Source organism: Guptibacillus spartinae (genome assembly GCF_028610625.1).
Lineage (GTDB): Bacteria > Bacillota > Bacilli > Bacillales > Guptibacillaceae > Guptibacillus > Guptibacillus spartinae.
This window is the reverse complement of sequence record NZ_JAQQWU010000013.1, coordinates 1-19,736: the sequence shown is the minus strand read 5'-3', so window position 1 is coordinate 19,736 and position 19,736 is coordinate 1. Positions and strand designations below refer to the sequence as shown.

The window sequence follows — 19,736 nt, the reverse complement described above, 5'->3', positions numbered from 1 at the left end:
ATGGTACGATTTTGCATAATATATAGCCCAGAAAGAAGGGGATTCTGTGAAACGCCTTGTGGTAATTGGAAACGGAGTTGCCGGCATTCAATTTATTGAACGCTTGCTTTCGATGAATTCTTCTCGCTTTGATATAACGATTATTGGAAATGAACCTGCCTACAAACGATATCTGCTTTCCCGAATTCTGCAACATGATATGGCTGTTGAAAAAGCAAAAGTAGAGGATGACGATTGGTATAATCAGCGAGGGATTCGACTCATTGAGAATGAGACGGCGGTGATGATTGATTCACTCAGTCGTCAAGTGAAAACAGATAGGGGACGAAAGATCGCTTATGACACACTGGTTCTTGCGACAGGTGCTAACCCGCACATTCTTCCAGTAAAAGGAGCTGGAAAGACAGGTGTTATGACGTTTCGATCTATGGAGGATTGCAAAGCCTTAATGGAGGCATCAAAACGTTATCGAAAAGCAGCTGTGATAGGGGCGGGCATTCTGGGTTTAGAGACAGCGATGGGTCTTGTTCAACAAGGGATTGATACAACAGTCGTTCATCATCAACCAAATGTGATGAATCGACAGCTTGATCGACTGGCATCTGAAATGCTTCAAGAAGATTTAGAAACATTAGGTGTGAAATTCGCTTTATGCAAACGGACGAAAGAAATTAACGGGGAAGCTAACGTCCAGTCGCTTACTTTTTCAGATGGGACATTGCTCGAAATCGATTTGGTTCTTATGGCTGTTGGAGTGAAGCCAAATGTGGAGTTAGCGAAAAAGAGTGGATTGGAGGTTCATCGTGGCATCCTTGTGGATGACTATTTGCAAACAAGTGATCCATCTATTTATGCGATCGGTGAATGTGCCGAGCATCGCGGCGTAACGTACGGTGTCATCGATCCGATTCTTGATCAAGCGGAACATTTAGCTCAAACACTTGCAGGGTCTCCGAAGCAATACCATGGGTCCACACCCTCCACTACGTTAAATATATCAGGAATCAGTTTGTTCTCTGCGGGACAAGTGCTTGAAACAGAAGATACGAGAACGTACCAATGGATTGATCCCATTCGTCACATTTACAAAAAAATAGTCACTTTACATGGTTATGTGATTGGGGCCATTCTTTACGGAGATACTTCAGAAGCTGTCATCTTAGCGAAGCTCGTCAGTCGTTTGGCACCGGTTTCAGACATTCCTTCTAATCAACTTTTTCCTGAGGAACGAAAACGAAAAACCAATTTAACGCTTGTTCCAAGAAGTGATCAAGTCAATCGAACGGCACAAAGCTAGTGAATAGACTATAGGAGTTTTTAGGAGGATTGATAGGATGCCGGTTCAAGCAGTCAAAATCAATGTCGGTAGAACACGTGATCATGTTCCTGGTTCTGGTCGTGCCATTGATTTACTCCAGCTATCCATTGCGATTTTTTGTCTTCCAGATGGCACGTTTCGAGCGCTTCATAACCGATGTCCAAAAGGCGGGGCGATCGTCCATGGGAAAATGTCTGGGCGATTAATTACGTGCCTAGACCATCAGTGTTGCATTGATCTCTTTACGGGGAGTGTCCATTCAATTTTGAACAGCAAGGTCGAAACGTTTCCTGTGGAGGTCGAGGATGGCTTTATTTACGTCACACTAGAATAACGTTTAGTTGAACAAATGAAGATGGTGCTGTACCCTCTATTTAAGATGAGGCTTAAGGAGATGGTAGAGACATGGGACTACAAGGGAAAAGGATTGCTGTAACAGGGGGGCGAAAAGGAGAAGAGATTCGGACCCTTATTGAAAAGCAGGGGGGAACCGCGTTGATTCGCCCTGCTCAAGGAACGGTCTTTACGAATGAAGAACAGGTTGTTCAATCAATACAAGAAATTATTGAAAATCCTCCACAATTACTAATCTTCACGACAGGTATGGGGGAAAAGAGAATGGCTGAACTAGCGGAAGTAAACGGTCTAGGAAAGCCCTATGAACAATTGCTTCGAAGCGTTCCGATTGCTGTTCGAGGAACGAAAACCCTCCAGCATTTTATGAAAAAAGGCATCACCCCAGCAACAGTAGCCGATCGTGGAACGATGAATCAACTGGAGCATTCGCTTACGATCGAGAATCAGTCCATTGCTCTCCAAATGCATGGGGAAAACGTGCCAGCGTTTATTGAGACGCTTGAACGAGCGAATAATGTTGTTCAAACGATTTATCCTTACGAGCATACTCCGCCAGAAGAAGAAGTGCTCGAACGATTGATTGAGGAGATTGCAAGTGGGCTTTTTGATGCGGTAGCATTTACAAGCGCCATCCAGGTACGGTATTTTTTTGACTATGTTGAAAGAGTAGGAAAGAAAAACGTGATTTTAGAAGCGTTTACTAAAGACATTCTTCCCGTAGCGGTGGGGGAAGTTACGGAGGAAAAATTGAAAGAACAAGGGATTAAGCGAGTATTAACGCCAGCCACACCACGTATGGGCGCGATGGTGATCGAGATGGCTAATTATTATCGTGCATAAAGTGAAGCAGAAAGCCGTCTTCCCCCTTTGGATGACGGCTTTTTGCTTCACTTTAATTTGTTTGTCCTGCCAGTTTTACAAGGACGTGAGCCATATGTTGACGCTCTTCTTCGTTCGCAGCGTTCCATAATTCATTTAAAACCTTTTCTTCACGATTTCGCGGTTCTTCATGCTTCGCTAGATAGTCTGCAACGCGCTTCGCACCTTTTGAAAGACCTTCTTCCCCAAGACCAAGTTTCTCACCTTTGTGGACCTGATCCCCAAGATAATCTTTAAATGATTTGAAGTTGTTCATGATGTCATCTTTCTTATCTTCACTCATATGGGCAACTGCCTGTTTTGGATCTTTCTCTGCCATTTTCATTCATCTCCTTTGCTAGTGTTCATTCGCTTGCCTTTTCGAAATTATGCTTTTTTCCAATAAGCTGATTCTTTGCTTGATCGAAGAGGAGGAAAGGTTTCTCCGCTTTGAAGGCTAATGTGCTTCTCGTCTTCGGTGGGGTTGCTGTTGCTTCCATTTGTTAAACCATCAAATTCATACTTGCCGTTTTCTGGAGCTTTTTCACCTGTTTTGTAACGATCTTCCATTTCACTCATCTCCTTTAGTTTTGTTAAGTACATAAGGTATGTAACCGGAAAGGCAAGGGAGTAAACCCAATATATGGATTGTTAGCACATTGTAATAGACTGTTATGGTTTTGTGATGTTTAAGTGCGGATGAAAGAAGAGAGGAGAACCCAATCGGGTTCTCCTCTCTAATCTTCCACGTATTCCAACAAGTCTCCTGGCTGACAATCGAGTGCCTGACAGAGCGCATTTAATGTTGTGAAACGAACAGCTTTTCCTTTTTCATTTTTTAATATGGATAAATTCGCCGGCGTAATTCCTACGAGTTCAGATAGTCGATTAAGCGACATTTTCCTCTTAGCCATCATCACATCTAATTTAATTCGAATCATCTTCCATCGCCTTTGCTGTTAGATTGTTTGTTCATTTTCTTCAACGGCGTTGACAGCGTACTTTAAGGCAGAGGCGATAAGGATAAGTACAATGCCGCCTATTATCGTATCAATATAGTTTAATGTTGAATATTGGATCGTAGCATTCGTGATTTTTAGCAATTCAAGCGTTCGAGATGTGATCTGTTCATCTATGTAAGTTGATACCGTTCCTAATACGATGGTTATGACGCCAAGCTTCCAAATGATCGCTACGTTCTGCTGGAGAAAAAGGCTTTTCAAATATATATTTTTTAATAACTTCCGCATCAACCATAAAAATAGCATCATAAAGAGGACGCTAGTAGATATTGAAATAAACGATAAAATCAAAAAAGATTTTTCGTCATAAAGATCCGGCTGATTTTGGAACGATAGCTGAATGTAACTGAAAATGGGTTCATAAGGACGGAAAGATTTTGCCAGGGCACTATCAGCAAACCAAATAAGTGACACGTGTTCTAGTGTTGTAAAAACAAATAGTAAACCTATGATATAAAACAGGATCAAGCAAATTTTCGATAAAAGATTAAACCCAAATTTCCATTTCATTCGTAAACTCCTTTTTAACAGTGATGTTTGATTAACATTATTTTACTACAAATCTCTTCCTGTATCGATACTTTTTTATTGAAAAACAATAATTTTATATTGAATAAAATAATTTTTACTGATATCTTAAATATTAGGAAATATTGGAATTGGTGATGAGAATAGGAGGCTAGAGTATGGTGGGGGGGGAAAGAAACGGTCTAGTAGATGCACTGCGAGGCTGGAGTTTATTTGGGATCCTAATCGCAAACCTTTTAATCTTTCAATATGGTATTTTCGGGAAAGATGAGATTTCATTTTTTCAGTTATCGTCTTTGGATTATGGGGGATATGTAGCGATTAAAATGTTGATTGAAAACTCGTTTATGCCGATTTTTACATTTTTATTTGGGTATTCATTGATTTTGATGAGCAATCGGTTAAAAGAAAAAAACCGTCGCGTCAAGTGGCATCTTTTTCGAAGATTCCTCGTTTTAATCGCATTCGGTGTGCTGCATGCTACCTTCCTTTGGGAGGGAGATATTTTACTTCTTTATGGCGCAATGGGCATGCTCCTTCTGTTTTTTACCAATCGAAAGCGAAAGACCATTCTCGTATGGTGTGTGGTGCTGTTTTCCATCATAACCCTTATTAGTTTCATAGGGGGTGAAGAAGAGGCGCTCATAAGTGAAGATAACATCGATGTTTACCTAAAAGATACGATGACAATTTATGGATCGGGCTCTTATGAAATGATAAAAAACCACCGAAACGATGTGGATCCCATGGAAATGAGTGGAGGGGAAGCGTTTATTGTTGTCTTGTTTATGCCCATTCTTATTCTTCCGATGATGCTTCTTGGGATGTACGGAGCGCATGTTGGCTGGCTTCAAGTCTCGAGACAAAAGCTTTTTCAATACATAGCGAGTAGTTGTGTTCCGATCGGACTGTTCTTGAAAGCATCCTTCTACCTATCAAAAGAGATTATTTGGTTACCAGATATGAGCTTAATCGGTGGAAGTGTTTTATCCATCGGCTACATAGGTTTATTTAGCTACTTATATAGCAACTCACGTCATGGTCAAGTTTTTTACGGATTTGAAAGCTTAGGCAAACTCTCGTTAACAAACTACATCTTACAAACGGTTGTATGTACTTCGGTTTTCTATGGCTATGGATTCGGTTTGTTTGGACGAATGGGTGTGCTTCTTTCCATTCTCTTTGGAGTTGGACTTTTCACTCTTCAGGTTGTAGGAAGTGTGTTCTTCTTAAAACGGTTTAGACAGGGTCCGCTTGAAAAGGTGATGCGGACGGTTGTTTACTTAGAAAATCCATTTCAAAGCAGGAAAAAAAGACAATTAAAAGATGAAATGAAAGTCAGTTAGAGGAGTGGCAGCATGGCAGTAGAAATTAGTAATCCAAATCTTAGATTATCCAAGGACGTCGTAAAGGTATGGACAATAAATGAAATCATTGGAAACGGTATAGGCTTTCTAGTTCTAGGTGTTCTCTTCTACCTGGACCATCGTTTTTTATGGTGGGAATGGGTCGGATGGCTTCTTCTTGTTGCCACCGGGATTTCAGTCATAACGGCTATTTGGGATATATTCTTTCACCCAAAACTGAAATACAAACACTGGCGGTACGAAATAGACGAAGAATATTTGAAACTGCGGCACGGAGCAATCAACGAACAACACCAGCTTGTACCAATGAGCAAAGTTCAATCCGTTGCGACAAAACAGGGTCCGATTTTAAGACGTTATCGGTTGTATGCTTTAAGCATCGAAACAATGGGCTCGTCCCATCTCATCCCTGCCTTATCGAAAGATGAAGCCTTTCAATTACGTGATACTATTGCACGCTATGCAAAGGTAACAGAGGAGGGAGAATGATGGGTTATCACAGATACTCGCTCTGGATCATTGCTTTTGATAGTTGGAAGCTTGGAAAGAGTGCGATCTTCTTTCTTGTGTACTTTTTCCTTATTAAAAGAGGGTCGGATTCTTTTTTGTTTGTCTATGGTCGTCCGGCTGTTCTTCTTCTTCTCGGACTTTCCGTCATTCGCATTGTTTTAAAGTGGTTCACCCATAAGTACAGGCTGGATGAGGATGCCTTTCATTTAAAGGAAGGGATCTTCACCAAATCAAAACGAACCATTCCATTTAACAAAATTGAAAACATCAATGAACATACGTCTTTTTTCCACCGCTTAACTGGAACAACTTCCATTATTTTTGAAACAGGAATGAAGGGAGACGAGGCGGCGGTTGAATTTAACATCCTGTCTCGCGCCAAGGCAAATGAACTGAAGGAGCGTGTAGGTACAAAAAAAGAGACGGAAGAATCGGTGGTAACAGTAGAAACAAAGGAGGAAGCAGAAAGAGAAGTACATTTTAGGGCTGAAAAAAAGGATCTCTTGAAAGCATCGTTTACTTCCCTAAGCTTTCTCTTCCTTCTTCCTTTGATTGCTAGTTTTTATTCCAAACTAGATGACATTTTTGAAGTTGAAGAAGATGCGGAGGGATTGGTTTCTCAGCTATTACAGTCTGGCTGGCTTATTGCAACGATTGTCGTTCTCGTGATTCTCATATCGATTGCGTTTGGGATTAGTCGAACGTTTCTAAAGTACGGAGGGTTTGAAATTGCATCGGATTCCGATCGCATTTACATACAAAAAGGGGTGCTGGATGCGACAAAGTTTTCGATATCAAAACATCGCGTTCAGGCAATCGAAATTCATCAAACGATGCTGAAGCGCTTATTGGGTCTAGCAGAGGTCAAACTAACGAGTGTTGGCGAAGCGCGATCTGATGAACAAAAGCTTGAAAGTAATTCCCTGTACCCTTTTTTACCTGTTCATCGAGCCTATGACATGATTGAAGAAATCTTGCCATCCTATCAAATCACAAGAAAGATGGATCGCCTGCCACGAATCTCCTTGCTCATTCGACTACTGAAACCAAGCTTTATCTGGATCATTGGAACTGGGGTCCTATGGTATTTCAAGCCGAATGTCTTACCTATTCCATGGTGGATTCTTTCGGTGGTCCTCCTTCTGATTGTTAGTGTGATCCGATATTTGGATTACAAGCATACGAAATACACGTTGAATGCCTCTTTTGTTCAATTCAAAACAGGAGGGTTATCTACCTCATTGTTTCTAACAAAGCGAAGCAAGGTAATTGAAATCAGCGTGAAGCGAAACTTTGTTCAAAAGTGGTTCGGATTGGCTTCCGTTGATCTGGTGAATCGTTCAAAACCGATCCATCATTCAGCGATTGAAGATGTTCCTCATGAACTCGCTGGTTCCTTTTATCACTGGTATCAAGGTAGAGGAAAGGAAGTTGAATTCATAAAAAGATAGAAGGGATTGGTACGCAGTGGAAAAAGAAAATGAGAAGAAAAGGGGTTTATCATGGTAACAATTGGTTTAAGAGAGTTTCAAAATCTATTTAAAAGCATTCGTTCAGTTATTATTATTCTATTTATTTTTAGTGTAACGCTAGGAATGGCACAATTAATAAGTAAATATAAAGATGTTCTCGGTGCAGTTGGTGGATTAGACGGGGATGTTTACATGGGCGGTTTGCTATTCCTTATGATCGCGGCCGGGCCGTTATTCGTTGCTAGCCTTTCTCACAGTGCGATTAACCAGGAAATTCATTCACGAACCATCCGTTTTCTAGCGACAAAGGTTTCGAGGGAGAAAATTGTTCTTGGTAAATTTCTTGGAACCGCCCTGTATTGGTTCGTGTGTCTTTTTGTTGCTACGCTCTTAATTCTTCCGTTTACAAAAGGGTTTTATTTCAATCAGTTTATGGAAGCTCTTATTTTTATCCTTTATTTTGTAGGACTTGCTATATTTCTTTCTACCTTGATTCCAAAGCCTGGGATGACTATGTTTCTCGGAATCCTTCTCGCCATCCTATTCCCAATTATTGGCTTGTGGAGTCTGGGGTCAGATAATTTCTTCATTGATCTAGTAAGCTATGTAACGCCTTATTATTATTATAGTTTAGGTGACCATTTCTACACATACGTTGTGTTGATCTTCCCTATTTTGTTCGTGTTAGCGAGCCTATTACTCATTAGAAAGAAGGACTTTTAATGTACGCTTTAGAAACAAAAGGATTAACCAAAATCTACGGGAGTAAGAAAGTAGTCAATGAAATTGATCTAAAGGTAGGACAAGGGAGCGTCTTTGGTTTTTTGGGTAAAAATGGAGCTGGTAAGTCGACATTTATTAACATGCTAGCGGGATTAATCCATCCTAGTTCTGGCTCGTTTACCATTCTTGGAAAACAACATCATCAGAATCAAAAAATCGGCGTTCTACCAGACTACTCAACGTTTTATGATGATTTAACAGCTTTGCAACACCTTAAATATTTTAGCAAACTTTTGAATGTGAAATTAACAAAATCAGAACTTCTTGACCTTTTACAAAGAGTTGAATTAGAGGATGCCGCAAACGTAAAAGCAAAGAAATTTTCTTTTGGTATGAAAAAGAAGCTGGGAATCGCGCAGGCTCTACTCAACAAACCGGACATTCTTTTTCTTGATGAACCGACCTCAGGAGTAGATGCGAACGCCGTATTAACGATTCATCGGTTAATTCAAGACATTTCTAAAGAGGGTACAACCATTTTCTTAACCTCTCATAATCTAGATGAGGTTGAGAAGCTGTGCGATGATATTGCGATCATGAACCAGGGTGTTATAACAGTGCGAGGAAGTATGCAGCAATTAAGAGATAAGCATCAAAACAAATTAATCGTGTCTCTTAAGCATACGCAGGTGAATGCTACGCAAATGAGTTCGCTAAGACCTCAATTAGAAGACCTAGCTAGCGCTATTGAGTGGGGGGAGAATTTAACAACTCTCACGGTTGATGGTGAATGGCTTATTCCAGAGATTAATCGAAGCTTTTTGCATGCGAATGTGGATGTTTTTCGGATCGTAGTGGATGAACCATCCCTTGAAGAAATTTTTATTAAGATCGGTGAAAATCAGCGGTCAGCCTCATGAAACTCGATGATGGGTCGAGAAGAAACGGCGTAACAGAGTAAATAAATTCCTATTCTTTTCTTCCAATGATAGGATAGCAGTATCAACAAAATGAGGTGATTTAGATGAAAAGGATGAAATTAGGGACTAGTGAGTTAGAAGTTGGGGAAATTTCATTAGGCTGTATGCGCATGAGTGAGCTTAGTGAAAAGGATGCTGCATATGTGATTGAAAATGCTATCGACAATGGAGTTGATTTATTTGATCATGCTGACATCTACGGCGGTGGGAAATCGGAGGAAGTATTCGCAAACGCCATTTCTGCAAACGATGATGTACGTGAGAAAATGAAAATTCAAACGAAATGTGGTATTCGAAAAGGGTTTTTCGATTTCTCAAAAGATCATATTTTGGAATCTGTTGATGGGAGTCTAAGTCGGTTAAAAACAGACTATGTTGACACGTTACTCTTACATCGTCCTGATGCTTTGTTCGAGCCTGAAGAAGTAGCGGAAGCCTTTTCACGTTTAAAGGAAAGTGGGAAAGTACGTCACTTTGGGGTAAGCAATCAGAATCCGATGCAAATGGAATTGTTGAAAAAGTATATCAAGGACGATCTTATTATCAATCAGCTTCAATTAAGTGTTGTACATACGCCGATGATTGATGCAGGTTTTAATGTGAACATGCAAAATGAACCAGCGATCGTGCGCGACAGTAATGTTCTTGAGTATTGTCGTTTGAATGACATTACGATTCAAGCCTGGTCACCTTTCCAGCATGGGATGATTGAAGGGCCTTTTGTTGGAAATGATGCTTTTCCAGAAGTGAATGCAAAGCTTCAGGAGCTAGCTGAGAAATACAATGTCACAGACTCAACCATTGCGATTGCATGGATTTTGCGTCACCCAGCGAATATTCAGCCGGTTGTCGGCACAATGAATCCTGAGCGATTAAAGGATATTTCTAAAGCATCAGATATGGAGTTAACAAGAGAAGAATGGTATGAGCTTTACCGTGCTGCAGGTAATAAGCTTCCTTAATATAGCTCACAAAAAGCGTCGTTTTTCCTAAAAGGAATGACGCTTTTTTTATTGAATTCCCATGAACTAGAGGCGATCCACCGATTCTGACAATCGATCACCAACGTAGACAATTTACCTATGAACTTTGCGCTGTTTTAGTAGAATACCTGACGATTTAACTAGATAATTTTTCCATAAATAAGCATTTGGATGCAAGGGAAGTGGGATTTAAAGCAAGAACTCCTTAGATGAGATAAATTAAGGAGGGATTTGTGTGAATTGGAAAAGATGGATGAAGCCACTAATACAAGGAGTAGCGGCTAGTAGTTTACTCATTGGACTCGCATTACCTGCTTCAGCAGCAGAGCCCAGTCAGAAGGAAAGGTCACTTGAGGGGAATGGGGCATATGTTCCGGCGGAAGCGCCAAGTGTCGCATTACCTGAAAAGCCCTTTCAGTTACAAAAGCCTTCGAAAAAGGAAGGCGTACTTGGGCCAGCAAAGCCATCATATGTAATGGATGTGACTTACAATTCGACTACTCACGAGGTTAAGGGAAAACTAGAGGTTACGTTTAAGAACAACATTAAAAACAATCTCAGTGAGCTGTATTTCAATCTTTGGGGAAATGCCGAAACGTTTGAAGAAAACGGAGGAAGCATGGATGTCTCCAAAATTAAGGTGAATGGAAAGAAAGCAAAATTTGAGGTGAATGAAACGGCGTTACATATCCAAAATCTTTCACTTGAGAAAAATAAGAAATCCACGGTAACGATGAACTTTAATGTTAGCTTGCCAGAACAGCAGGATCGATTTGGGTGGTATGGGGAGACGGTCTCTCTAGGAAACTGGTTCCCGATCTTAAGCGTCTACGATGATGAAGGGTGGAATGTCGATCCATATTATCCGTATGGGGAAGCGTTCTATTCGCTCTCTGGAAAGTATGATGTAACCGTGAAAACCGATAAGGATCAAGTCATCGCAGCAACAGGAGAAGAAGTTGGAAAACCTGTTATTAAAGGAAATCAAGCGACGCATCGCTATAAGGCGAAAGATGTTCGTGACTTTGCGATGGAAATGAATCCGAATTATCGTGTCATTTCTTCGAAAGTAAAGGGTATAAAAGTGAATGTCTACTATTCTAGTGATCACGCGAAGTATGCTGCGTCGCTACTAGAATCGGGAGTAGATAGCCTTGAACTATTTAGTGAGAAATTTGGAAAATACCCGTGGCCCGAACTGGATATTGTGACGATGGAAGGTTGGTTTGGCGGGATGGAATATCCTCAGCTTGTGATGATTAGTCTTGCTGGAGATCGCCCGCTTGAGTGGGCAAAGTCCGTTAACGCACATGAAATTGGTCACCAGTGGTTCTATGGCATTATTGGAAACAATGAGTATGATGAGCCGTGGCTCGATGAATCATTCGCAAGCTTTGCCGCAGCTCTGTACGATGACGAATTGGATGAGCTTGACGTAGCGCCACATCCTGATCAAGATTACCATTTATCAAGTCAAATTGCTGACTTCACAGCGAGAGCAGATGAAGGAGGCATTAATGCTTACTATTATATGATCTACGACTATGGCTCAAGTACGATCAACGACCTTCGTCAGGAGCTTGGAAACAAAGTTTTTTACGATGCTATGCAGCGTTATTTCAAACAACAAAAGTTTGGTGTATCGACTACGAAAGATTTTATTTCTTCAATGGAAAAATCAACAGATCGTGATTTAATGCCGTTTTTCAGAGAGCACCGCGTCTATTTGTCGGATCAGGAATAGACTGAAGAACAGAGCGATCATACCTCATCGGTGTGATCGCTTTTCTGATGATGTAAGCAGGCGCTATTTAAAATGGTATGATAGAAATAATAGCTTCACTAAACGTAACGGAGGGTCTATCATGCAGCAATTGAAACAAATTGGGAATCGCTTTTATTATCAAACGCCGGTTTCAGAAACAGACCGACCGATTCTAGGGATGGTAGTCGGAGATGAAAAGTCATTCATGATTGACGCAGGAAATTCAGAAGCTCATGCGAGTTATTTTCTAGAGGAGCTTTCACACCGCGGGCTTAAAAGACCTGATATGGTAGCACTTACCCACTGGCATTGGGATCATATATTTGGGTTATCCGCGCTAAGAGATACGGTTTCGATTTCTTCTTTTCAAACGAAAGAAGAAATGGCAAAGCTTCTTCCCTTATCATGGTCTGATGCAGCTCTTGATCAGCGTGTAGAAGAAGGAACGGAAATTGAATTTTGTGCAACCGCCATTAAGAAGGAATTTATGAATCATCGTGATATAACGGTTACGCTTCCGACGGTAACCTTTGAAGAAAAGCTAGAAATCGATTTAGGTGGCGTGACGTGTGTCCTTCAACATGTTGGCGGAGACCATGCGGCTGACTCGGTTGTCGTTTACATAAAAGAAGAAAAAATTCTATTTTTGGGCGACTGCTTTTATCCTGATATTTTTTCTAGTAAAACGAACTACACGGTGAAGACGACAAACCGACTGCTTGATGTACTAGAAGGCTTTGAGGCCGAATGGGTCATTCTCTCACACGGTGAAGCCATGACAATCGAAGCGTTTGCGAAAGAAGTGAAACTTCTACGAAAGGTTTCTTCCCTTACGGATGTGTGGAGCGGGAATCAGCAAAAGATGCAAGTAGCTTTTGAGAAAAGCGTTGGAAGAAAGCTAGATGAAGAAGAACTTGAAGTGATTCAAGAATTCGTAAACGGGTATCATCTCTAAAAGCTTTGCAAAAGGAGGGAAGGCAGTTGGCCATTGTTCATGTTGAAAACGCGTATTATCAGCGACAGAATCAAATGATCTTATCTGATATTTCTTTTACGATTGAGCACGGCCAGCACCAGGCGATCATAGGGTTAAATGGCTCAGGTAAAACGACGCTGCTTCAATTAATTTATGGTGGGATCTGGCCGCTGCTTCGGTATTCCCCGGTTATCGAAGTGTTTGGTCAACGACTAGGACAAACCGATTTGAATAAACTGAGAAGATCGATTGGATGGGTTAGCAGTGCTTTTACTGAACGAATCTCACCCATGCAAGAGGTAACAGAAGTTGTGATGAGTGGGAAATTTGCTTCCGCTGGTCTTTATGAGCATGTGACAGAAGAGGATAAAGTGCAGGCGGAGAAACTCATGAAAGAGTGGGGATTGCAGCATTTGCATCATAAGCCCTTTCAGATCTGCTCTCAAGGAGAAAAGCAAAAAATTCTGATTACGCGAGCCTTAATGGCTTCACCAAAGCTACTTATTCTAGATGAACCGTGTACGGGTCTTGATTTGTATTCACGTGAAAAGCTCTTAGGTCAAGTGGAGCGACTTGCAAAACAGGAAAATAGTCCAACAATGATCTACATTACGCACCATATTGAAGAAATTCCTCCTGCCTTCACTCATGCGATGTTAATGGAAAATGGAACGATTGCGGCAAAAGGAAACAAAGAGGATGTCATCACATCCGGAAATCTAAGTAAAAGCATGAATCTACCGCTCAACGTGACGTGGAACAAAGGGCGTGCGTGGGTTCAAGTTATACCAAATGAGGAGGAGTCAACAGTTAGATAAAAGTTATCGATAAGGAGGTTTCATGAAACGATTTAATAAACTAATGTACGGTTGGTTTTATATTATAAGCCCACTAGGATTTGTAATAGGAAGTATTCTGTGGAAGTACTATTTGTCGGATTTTCCTCTTATTGAAAGTGTTACAGATACCCTTTCCATTCTTGGAATCTATTATTTCTTCATGAGCATTCTCTGGTTTTTCAACATGAATAAGGTTGAACGTGTTTCCCGTGAGATGGAAAATACGCCTGAACCACAGCAAAAGATGGATCAAAATGAAAAATTTTAACTCACTCACTTATAAAGAAATCACTATTCGATATGTGGTACTGACGATTTTGCTATCGACTACAATCTTGATGGTAAAGTACAATCTACCGCTTTGGGCCTATTCCGCTTGTATGGGCATTGCCATCACGGGCGTTGGGTTGAACCTTCAGAAGTGGCTGCAAGGGAAGCCGAGAACAACTTCCCTCAAGGGAGTTGTAACACGAACCGCTACACTTTCTCTCATGGCTATTCTCTTACTAGTCGTCCCCTTTCATTACTCGATCGAGATCAATGTGGGATTGATTCTCCTTTTCATTATCGTCAATGTGATTGAATTCATTCAACTCAAAAAGAAGCATCAGCTGTCGCGAAAATAGACCTAAATCATTTGACTCATTTTTCTTAATGACTGTTTGCTATCACCATGTTTCATTTAATTGAATGGTGATAATTTTCTAATAATACGTTGACATTTTATGAAACAAAAGATATGATTTGAAACAATCATTGTTATCAAAACTTTATAGCAACATTTCTTATCAAGAGAGGTGGAGGGACTGGCCCTTTGAAGCCTCGGCAACCGATGAGTTGAATCGTCAACTCATACTGTGCCAAATCCAGCAGGGGAATCCTGAAAGATAAGGAGATTGGCGCTGTTCTTACAAACCTTTCTTCTTATGCTTAAAGAAGAGAGGTTTTTTAGTGTTCATTATACAAGAAAGGAGCATGCTTTGAATTCATACGGCTATAAATCCGGGTAAACAACTTGTATTACATTGAATTAAATAGGTGAGGTGGATTGTATTGCATTTGCAGGTTATGAATAGTCCTTTTGATCAAGAACAAACCGAACTTTTAAATCGTCTATTACCAACGTTAAATGAAACGCAAAAAATTTGGCTGAGCGGGTACCTTTCAGTTCCGGGAGCCGAAGCAGCAGCGGCTACTGAAACACCTTCAGCGGAAGAGGCGTTCTCAGTGAAGGAACCGAAAACGCGTGAAATCACGATTCTATATGGCTCTCATACGGGAAATTGCCAGGCGCTGGCAGAATCTTTTTTTGAGCGTCTTGAGAATGATAAGTATCAGGTCAAACTTTCATCCCTTGATGATTTTAAACCAAAGTCACTTAAGAAAGTAGAAGACCTTTTATTGATTACAAGTACGCACGGAGACGGGGATCCTCCTGATAACGCCTTAAGCTTTTATGACTTTATCCAAAGTAAGCGCGCTCCAGAATTAGGAGAACTTAGATTTTCTATCCTATCACTTGGAGATAGCTCGTATGAATTTTTCTGTCAAACTGGGAAAGATTTTGACAGACGTCTGGAAGAATTAGGAGCTACTCGACTATATCCTCGTGTCGATTGTGACCTTGATTTTGAAGAGCCTGCAGAGGAATGGTTTGAAGGCGTAATGGGCGTGCTGAACGAATCTCAGATAACAAGTGAAGCGCCGACTAAAGAAGGAGTGACGAAAACGAGTCAGTCCTATTCTAGAACGAATCCGTTTAAAGCAGAGATCTTAGAGAATATCAATTTGAACGGACGAGGATCAAATAAAGAAACGCGTCATCTTGAGCTTGATCTTGAAGGATCCAATCTCGTATACGAACCAGGCGACAGTCTTGGGATTTATCCTGAAAATGATACCGCGCTTGTGCTTCAACTGATGGAAGAAATGAATTGGGACCAAGACAGCGAGGTGGTGATAAACAAGCAAGGAGACGTGCAGTCTCTTCAGGAAGCGTTGACGAAGACGTATGAGATTACAAGTCTCACAAAACCATTACTTAAAAAGATTGCGGAGCTTACGAAGAGCGCAGAGCTTCTTAAGATGGTGAAGGCCGAAGGAGAAGAGCTTAAGACATATATTTATGGAAGAGATCTTATTGATCTTGTGAAAGATTACGGACCTTGGAAAATCACTGCAGAGGAATTTGTGAAGGTATTACGTAAAATACCAGTCCGTCTTTACTCGATTGCAAGCAGTCCGAAAGCAAGTGAAGACGAAGTTCACCTTACAATTGGAGCGCTACGATATGACGCACACGGTCGCGCTCGGACGGGTGTTTGTTCAGGACAATGCGCTGAGCGCTCACAGCCAGGAGATCAATTGCCGATTTTTGTTCAGCGGAACGAGAATTTTAGGTTGCCAAACAATCCAGATACACCTGTCATCATGATCGGAGCAGGTACTGGAGTAGCACCGTATCGTGCTTTTCTACAGGAGCGAGAAGAAACTGGCGCAAGTGGCAATACGTGGTTGTTCTTTGGTGAACAGCACTTTGTCACCGATTTTCTGTACCAGGTCGAATGGCAAAAGTGGTTAAAAGAGGGGGTGCTGACACGTATGGATGTGGCTTTTTCACGTGATACGGAGGAAAAAGTGTATGTGCAGCATCGCATGCGTGAGCGAAGTAAAGAACTATACGAGTGGCTTCAGAAAGGAGCACACATTTACGTATGTGGGGATGAGAAATATATGGCAAAAGATGTTCATATTGCACTTGTCAACATTCTTGAGGAGCAAGGCAACTTGAGTGAGTCTGAAGCAGAGGCTTATTTAGCGGATCTGCGAAACGCGAAACGCTATCAGCGTGATGTGTACTAAGCGTGATGGAAGGAGTTTGATTATGACGAATAAATCGGTAACGAAAGACGGAAACCCGAGTGAAATGGAAAAAATCAAAGATGAAAGCCGCTATTTACGAGGTTCTCTTGTGGAAAGCTTTGCAGATCCGATAACAGCCTCCATTCCCGATGCGGATACAAAGTTATTAAAGTTCCATGGAAGTTATATGCAGGACGATCGTGATATTCGTCAGGAGCGGAAGCAGCAGAAGCTTGAACCAGCTTATCAGTTTATGGTTCGCGTCCGATTGCCCGGGGGCGTTGCGACTCCGGAGCAGTGGTTAGTGATGGATGATCTGGCGAATCGATATGGAAACGGTACGTTAAAGCTTACAACCCGTCAAACCTTTCAAATGCATGGAATTTTAAAATGGAATATGAAGAAGAGCATTCAGGCAATGGATTCTGTCCTAATGGATTCCCTTGCAGCTTGTGGCGACGTGAATCGTAACGTGATGTGTAACGCCAATCCGTATCAATCCGATATTCATGCAGAAGTGCACGGATGGGCTAGGAAACTAAGCGATGATCTGTTACCGAGAACGCGCGCCTACCATGAAATTTGGTTAGATGAAGAAAAGGTACTTGATCGAAAAGAAGAAGAGATTGAGCCAATGTATGGACCACACTATTTACCACGAAAATTTAAGATTGGCGTAGCGGTTCCACCATCAAACGACGTGGACATTTACTCCCAGGATCTCGGCTTTATTGCGATTCTTGAAGATGGCAAACTTCAAGGGTTCAATGTCGCCGTAGGAGGTGGAATGGGCATGACGCATGGTGATACAAGTACGTATCCGCAGCTGTCGCGAATCATTGGTTTTTGTTCACCTGAACAAATTGTAGACGTTGCAGAAAAGATCATTACGATTCAGCGTGACTATGGTAATCGATCAGAACGAAAAAATGCTCGCTTTAAATATACAATTGATCGAAGAGGACTTGATTGGGTTCGTAACGAATTGCATAGTAGACTCGGGTATGAATTAGAAGAGTCCCGCTCCTACCATTTCGATCATAATGGCGATCGCTATGGGTGGGTTAAAGGTGATGGCAAATGGCACTTAACCTTGTTTATTCAAAATGGTCGCATTGTCGATCTAGAAGATTATCAGATTATGACCGGACTACGTGAAATTGCGAAAGTTCATACAGGTGATTTTAGACTAACACCAAATCAAAATCTTATCATAGCGAATGTCTCAGAAGAAAAGAAAGCGGAAATTGATGAGCTTGTCGCTGCATACGGTCTGACAGACGGGAAACAAAATTCCGCACTGCGCCGTAATTCCATGGCCTGCGTGGCTTTCCCGACATGCGGTTTAGCAATGGCTGAAGCTGAGCGTTATTTGCCTTCTCTCATTGATAAAATCGAAGAGATCGTGGATGAAGCGGGACTTAGAGAAGAAGAGATTGTGATTCGCATGTCAGGCTGTCCGAATAGCTGTTCACGTCCCACATTAGGGGAGATTGCTTTTATTGGAAAAGCGCCTGGTAAGTACAACATGTATATGGGTGCTGGATTTGTAGGCGATCGATTAAGCAAGCTTTATAAAGAAAACATTGGTGAAGAAGAAATCCTTGCTTCGCTAAAACCGATTCTATTTAACTATGCAAAAGAAAAAGAGGAAAATGAGCATTTCGGTGATTATGTGATTCGAGCTGGATATGTTGAAGCAGTGCGATCAGGCCTTGATTTTCATAGTTAAGGCATTCACAAAAAAGAACCCAAAGATCACGCGTGTGAACTTTGGGTTTCACTTTTTTTATAAAAAAACGGAGGTGCGAGTATGACTTATAGCTTAGTATCCCATTTAACTTGTCCAAAGTGTAGTGAAACATATGATGTCGATACGATCCAACAACTCTGTGTTTGTGGATCGCCACTTCTCGTTGAGTATAAGCTTGATGAAGTGAAGAAGCACGTTACAAAGGAAATGATCGCAGAACGGGAGCAGTCCCTGTGGCGCTACCATGAGCTGCTTCCTATAAGAAAGATAGAAAATAAAGTGAGTTTTGAAGAAGGCATGACGCCGTTTCTCTTCCTCCCTAGGCTTGGTGAGGAGATAGGGATTCCAAACTTGTACATAAAAGATGAAGGTATGGTGCCGACTGGCTCGTTTAAAGCAAGAGGAGCGGCAGTTGGGGTTTCAAAAGCAAAAGAACTTGGTGTTCAGAACTTAGCGATGCCGACAAATGGGAACGCGGGTGCTGCCTGGTCGCTTTATGCTGCAAAGGCTGGATTAGAAGCTCATATTGTGATGCCGGTTGATGCTCCTGAAATGACGAGAAAAGAAGTAAGTATTTCCGGTGCTCATCTTTATCTTGTGAACGGTTTGATTAGTGACGCAGGCAAAATCGTAGGTGATCTTGTGAAAGAGCGAGGATATTATGATGCGTCTACGCTAAAAGAGCCCTATCGTATTGAAGGTAAAAAGACAATGGGGTATGAAATAGCGGAACAGCTAAATTGGGAACTTCCTGATGTGATTCTTTATCCGACAGGAGGAGGAGTTGGCCTAATTGGCATTTATAAAGCGTTTCTTGAGCTTCAGAAGCTCGGTTGGATCAAAGAAGAGAAGCTTCCAAAATTAGTTGCAGTTCAAGCAGAAGGCTGTGCGCCCATCGTGAAAGCGTTCGATGAAGGGAAAACAGAATCGGAGTTCTGGGAGAATTCAACCACACTTGCGTTTGGGATTAATGTTCCAAAAGCCATTGGCGATTTTCTTGTTCTGGACGCAATCTACCAAACGAATGGCTGTGCGATTGCCGTTTCAGAAGAAGAGATCCGTGCATCGCAAAGGGAGGTTGCTCGTCTAGAGGGGCAATTTATATGTCCGGAAGGTGCCGCTACGTTTGCAGCAGCCGAAACTCTCAAAAAACATGGTTGGATAAAAGAAGAGGAACAGGTCGTTTGTTTGAATACGGGTCTCGGGATAAAATATCCGGAGGCGTTTGAAGTAGATGTGAAAACGATGGAGCCTTTTGAACGTATCAAATCATAACGATAGGAGCCCCGTCCTTATTGAACTGTAACCTATAATTTGGACAGTTTATAAAAAGGACCTATGCTGCTAGTAAGTGACCTCGGTATTGAACCGGGGTCATTTTATTTAATCCCCATTGATATCTTCTATGGTTGTAACGCTTTAT

21 protein-coding genes and 1 riboswitch are annotated in these 19,736 nt (G+C 41.5%); of the genes, 17 read left to right on the top strand and 4 right to left on the bottom strand.

Going from position 1 to position 19,736, the window contains the following annotated elements:
* Nucleotides 1-46 precede the first annotated feature (46 nt).
* From PQ511_RS18515 to PQ511_RS18505, 3 genes are all read left to right on the top strand, one after another.
* Nucleotides 47-1,297: an NAD(P)/FAD-dependent oxidoreductase gene (locus PQ511_RS18515; RefSeq protein WP_273853420.1), complete on the top strand. Its 1,251-nt coding sequence runs from the start codon at nt 47-49 to the stop codon at nt 1,295-1,297.
* A gap of 37 nt (nt 1,298-1,334) precedes the next feature.
* Complete coding sequence (locus PQ511_RS18510) at nt 1,335-1,652, top strand: Rieske 2Fe-2S domain-containing protein (RefSeq protein WP_273853419.1); 318 nt, start codon at nt 1,335-1,337, stop codon at nt 1,650-1,652.
* A 71-nt stretch (nt 1,653-1,723) separates the two neighbouring features.
* A complete protein-coding gene (locus PQ511_RS18505; RefSeq protein ID WP_273853418.1) occupies nt 1,724-2,515 on the top strand; it encodes a uroporphyrinogen-III synthase in 792 nt (263 codons plus the stop codon).
* Between the two features lie 52 nt (nt 2,516-2,567).
* Here the strand turns inward: PQ511_RS18505 and PQ511_RS18500 are convergent, their stop codons facing one another.
* The 4 genes from PQ511_RS18500 to PQ511_RS18485 form a co-directional block, all read right to left on the bottom strand.
* The gene (locus tag PQ511_RS18500; protein WP_224595843.1) at nt 2,568-2,873 is read right to left on the bottom strand and encodes a DUF3243 domain-containing protein; all 306 of its coding nucleotides are present in this window, start codon (nt 2,871-2,873) and stop codon (nt 2,568-2,570) included.
* Between the two features lie 47 nt (nt 2,874-2,920).
* Nucleotides 2,921-3,103: a YjzC family protein gene (locus tag PQ511_RS18495; protein ID WP_273853417.1), complete on the bottom strand. Its 183-nt coding sequence runs from the start codon at nt 3,101-3,103 to the stop codon at nt 2,921-2,923.
* Nucleotides 3,104-3,270: 167 nt separating this feature from the next.
* Nucleotides 3,271-3,474, bottom strand: a complete 204-nt coding sequence (locus tag PQ511_RS18490) for a helix-turn-helix domain-containing protein (protein ID WP_273853416.1) — start codon at nt 3,472-3,474, stop codon at nt 3,271-3,273.
* An 18-nt stretch (nt 3,475-3,492) separates the two neighbouring features.
* Complete coding sequence (locus PQ511_RS18485; RefSeq protein WP_273853415.1) at nt 3,493-4,065, bottom strand: hypothetical protein; 573 nt, start codon at nt 4,063-4,065, stop codon at nt 3,493-3,495.
* A 176-nt stretch (nt 4,066-4,241) separates the two neighbouring features.
* Between PQ511_RS18485 and PQ511_RS18480 the strand changes: the two genes are divergently transcribed.
* From PQ511_RS18480 to PQ511_RS18415, 14 genes are all read left to right on the top strand, one after another.
* Entirely contained in the window at nt 4,242-5,429 is a 1,188-nt protein-coding gene (locus tag PQ511_RS18480) for a DUF418 domain-containing protein (RefSeq protein WP_273853414.1), read from the top strand.
* 12 nt (nt 5,430-5,441) lie between these two features.
* The gene (locus PQ511_RS18475; protein WP_273853413.1) at nt 5,442-5,939 is read left to right on the top strand and encodes a PH domain-containing protein; all 498 of its coding nucleotides are present in this window, start codon (nt 5,442-5,444) and stop codon (nt 5,937-5,939) included.
* Nucleotides 5,939-7,411, top strand: a complete 1,473-nt coding sequence (locus PQ511_RS18470) for a PH domain-containing protein (protein ID WP_273853411.1) — start codon at nt 5,939-5,941, stop codon at nt 7,409-7,411. Before PQ511_RS18475 ends, PQ511_RS18470 begins: the two co-directional genes overlap by 1 nt.
* A 51-nt stretch (nt 7,412-7,462) precedes the next feature.
* Nucleotides 7,463-8,155, top strand: a complete 693-nt coding sequence (locus PQ511_RS18465; protein WP_273853410.1) for an ABC transporter permease — start codon at nt 7,463-7,465, stop codon at nt 8,153-8,155.
* Nucleotides 8,155-9,075 (top strand): ABC transporter ATP-binding protein, encoded by a 921-nt coding sequence (locus PQ511_RS18460; RefSeq protein ID WP_273853408.1) that lies wholly within the window; start codon nt 8,155-8,157, stop codon nt 9,073-9,075. Before PQ511_RS18465 ends, PQ511_RS18460 begins: the two co-directional genes overlap by 1 nt.
* 104 nt (nt 9,076-9,179) lie before the next feature.
* Nucleotides 9,180-10,097 (top strand): aldo/keto reductase, encoded by a 918-nt coding sequence (locus tag PQ511_RS18455; RefSeq protein ID WP_273853407.1) that lies wholly within the window; start codon nt 9,180-9,182, stop codon nt 10,095-10,097.
* A 256-nt stretch (nt 10,098-10,353) separates the two neighbouring features.
* The gene (locus PQ511_RS18450; protein ID WP_273853406.1) at nt 10,354-11,862 is read left to right on the top strand and encodes a M1 family metallopeptidase; all 1,509 of its coding nucleotides are present in this window, start codon (nt 10,354-10,356) and stop codon (nt 11,860-11,862) included.
* A gap of 121 nt (nt 11,863-11,983) precedes the next feature.
* Complete coding sequence (locus tag PQ511_RS18445; protein WP_273853405.1) at nt 11,984-12,838, top strand: MBL fold metallo-hydrolase; 855 nt, start codon at nt 11,984-11,986, stop codon at nt 12,836-12,838.
* Nucleotides 12,839-12,864: 26 nt separating this feature from the next.
* Complete coding sequence (locus PQ511_RS18440; RefSeq protein ID WP_273853404.1) at nt 12,865-13,677, top strand: ABC transporter ATP-binding protein; 813 nt, start codon at nt 12,865-12,867, stop codon at nt 13,675-13,677.
* A gap of 22 nt (nt 13,678-13,699) precedes the next feature.
* A complete protein-coding gene (locus PQ511_RS18435; protein ID WP_273853403.1) occupies nt 13,700-13,966 on the top strand; it encodes an Asp23/Gls24 family envelope stress response protein in 267 nt (88 codons plus the stop codon).
* Nucleotides 13,953-14,324, top strand: a complete 372-nt coding sequence (locus PQ511_RS18430; RefSeq protein ID WP_273853402.1) for a hypothetical protein — start codon at nt 13,953-13,955, stop codon at nt 14,322-14,324. Before PQ511_RS18435 ends, PQ511_RS18430 begins: the two co-directional genes overlap by 14 nt.
* Nucleotides 14,325-14,480: 156 nt before the next feature.
* Nucleotides 14,481-14,592: riboswitch (SAM riboswitch) on the top strand.
* A gap of 159 nt (nt 14,593-14,751) precedes the next feature.
* Complete coding sequence (locus tag PQ511_RS18425) at nt 14,752-16,560, top strand: assimilatory sulfite reductase (NADPH) flavoprotein subunit (RefSeq protein ID WP_273853401.1); 1,809 nt, start codon at nt 14,752-14,754, stop codon at nt 16,558-16,560.
* 22 nt (nt 16,561-16,582) lie between these two features.
* Nucleotides 16,583-18,292, top strand: a complete 1,710-nt coding sequence (gene cysI, locus PQ511_RS18420) for an assimilatory sulfite reductase (NADPH) hemoprotein subunit (protein WP_273853400.1) — start codon at nt 16,583-16,585, stop codon at nt 18,290-18,292.
* A gap of 81 nt (nt 18,293-18,373) precedes the next feature.
* On the top strand, nt 18,374-19,588 hold the full coding sequence (locus PQ511_RS18415) for a threonine synthase (RefSeq protein WP_273853399.1): 1,215 nt from the start codon (nt 18,374-18,376) through the stop codon (nt 19,586-19,588).
* Nucleotides 19,589-19,736: the final 148 nt, after the last annotated feature.

Excerpts from the sequence above, each read along its gene's own strand:
- PQ511_RS18495 (WP_273853417.1), bottom strand. The coding sequence starts at position 3,103 with ATGGAAGATCGTTACAAAACAGGTGAAAAAGCTCCAGAAAACGGCAAG.
- PQ511_RS18490 (WP_273853416.1), bottom strand. The coding sequence starts at position 3,474 with ATGATTCGAATTAAATTAGATGTGATGATGGCTAAGAGGAAAATGTCG.
- PQ511_RS18505 (WP_273853418.1), top strand. The coding sequence starts at position 1,724 with ATGGGACTACAAGGGAAAAGGATTGCTGTAACAGGGGGGCGAAAAGGA.
- PQ511_RS18435 (WP_273853403.1), top strand. The coding sequence starts at position 13,700 with ATGAAACGATTTAATAAACTAATGTACGGTTGGTTTTATATTATAAGC.
- PQ511_RS18475 (WP_273853413.1), top strand. The coding sequence starts at position 5,442 with ATGGCAGTAGAAATTAGTAATCCAAATCTTAGATTATCCAAGGACGTC.
- PQ511_RS18510 (WP_273853419.1), top strand. The coding sequence starts at position 1,335 with ATGCCGGTTCAAGCAGTCAAAATCAATGTCGGTAGAACACGTGATCAT.
- PQ511_RS18480 (WP_273853414.1), top strand. The coding sequence starts at position 4,242 with ATGGTGGGGGGGGAAAGAAACGGTCTAGTAGATGCACTGCGAGGCTGG.
- PQ511_RS18465 (WP_273853410.1), top strand. The coding sequence starts at position 7,463 with ATGGTAACAATTGGTTTAAGAGAGTTTCAAAATCTATTTAAAAGCATT.
- PQ511_RS18500 (WP_224595843.1), bottom strand. The coding sequence starts at position 2,873 with ATGGCAGAGAAAGATCCAAAACAGGCAGTTGCCCATATGAGTGAAGAT.
- PQ511_RS18485 (WP_273853415.1), bottom strand. The coding sequence starts at position 4,065 with ATGAAATGGAAATTTGGGTTTAATCTTTTATCGAAAATTTGCTTGATC.
- PQ511_RS18415 (WP_273853399.1), top strand. The coding sequence starts at position 18,374 with ATGACTTATAGCTTAGTATCCCATTTAACTTGTCCAAAGTGTAGTGAA.
- PQ511_RS18460 (WP_273853408.1), top strand. The coding sequence starts at position 8,155 with ATGTACGCTTTAGAAACAAAAGGATTAACCAAAATCTACGGGAGTAAG.
- cysI (WP_273853400.1), top strand. The coding sequence starts at position 16,583 with ATGACGAATAAATCGGTAACGAAAGACGGAAACCCGAGTGAAATGGAA.
- PQ511_RS18455 (WP_273853407.1), top strand. The coding sequence starts at position 9,180 with ATGAAAAGGATGAAATTAGGGACTAGTGAGTTAGAAGTTGGGGAAATT.
- PQ511_RS18445 (WP_273853405.1), top strand. The coding sequence starts at position 11,984 with ATGCAGCAATTGAAACAAATTGGGAATCGCTTTTATTATCAAACGCCG.
- PQ511_RS18430 (WP_273853402.1), top strand. The coding sequence starts at position 13,953 with ATGAAAAATTTTAACTCACTCACTTATAAAGAAATCACTATTCGATAT.
- PQ511_RS18470 (WP_273853411.1), top strand. The coding sequence starts at position 5,939 with ATGGGTTATCACAGATACTCGCTCTGGATCATTGCTTTTGATAGTTGG.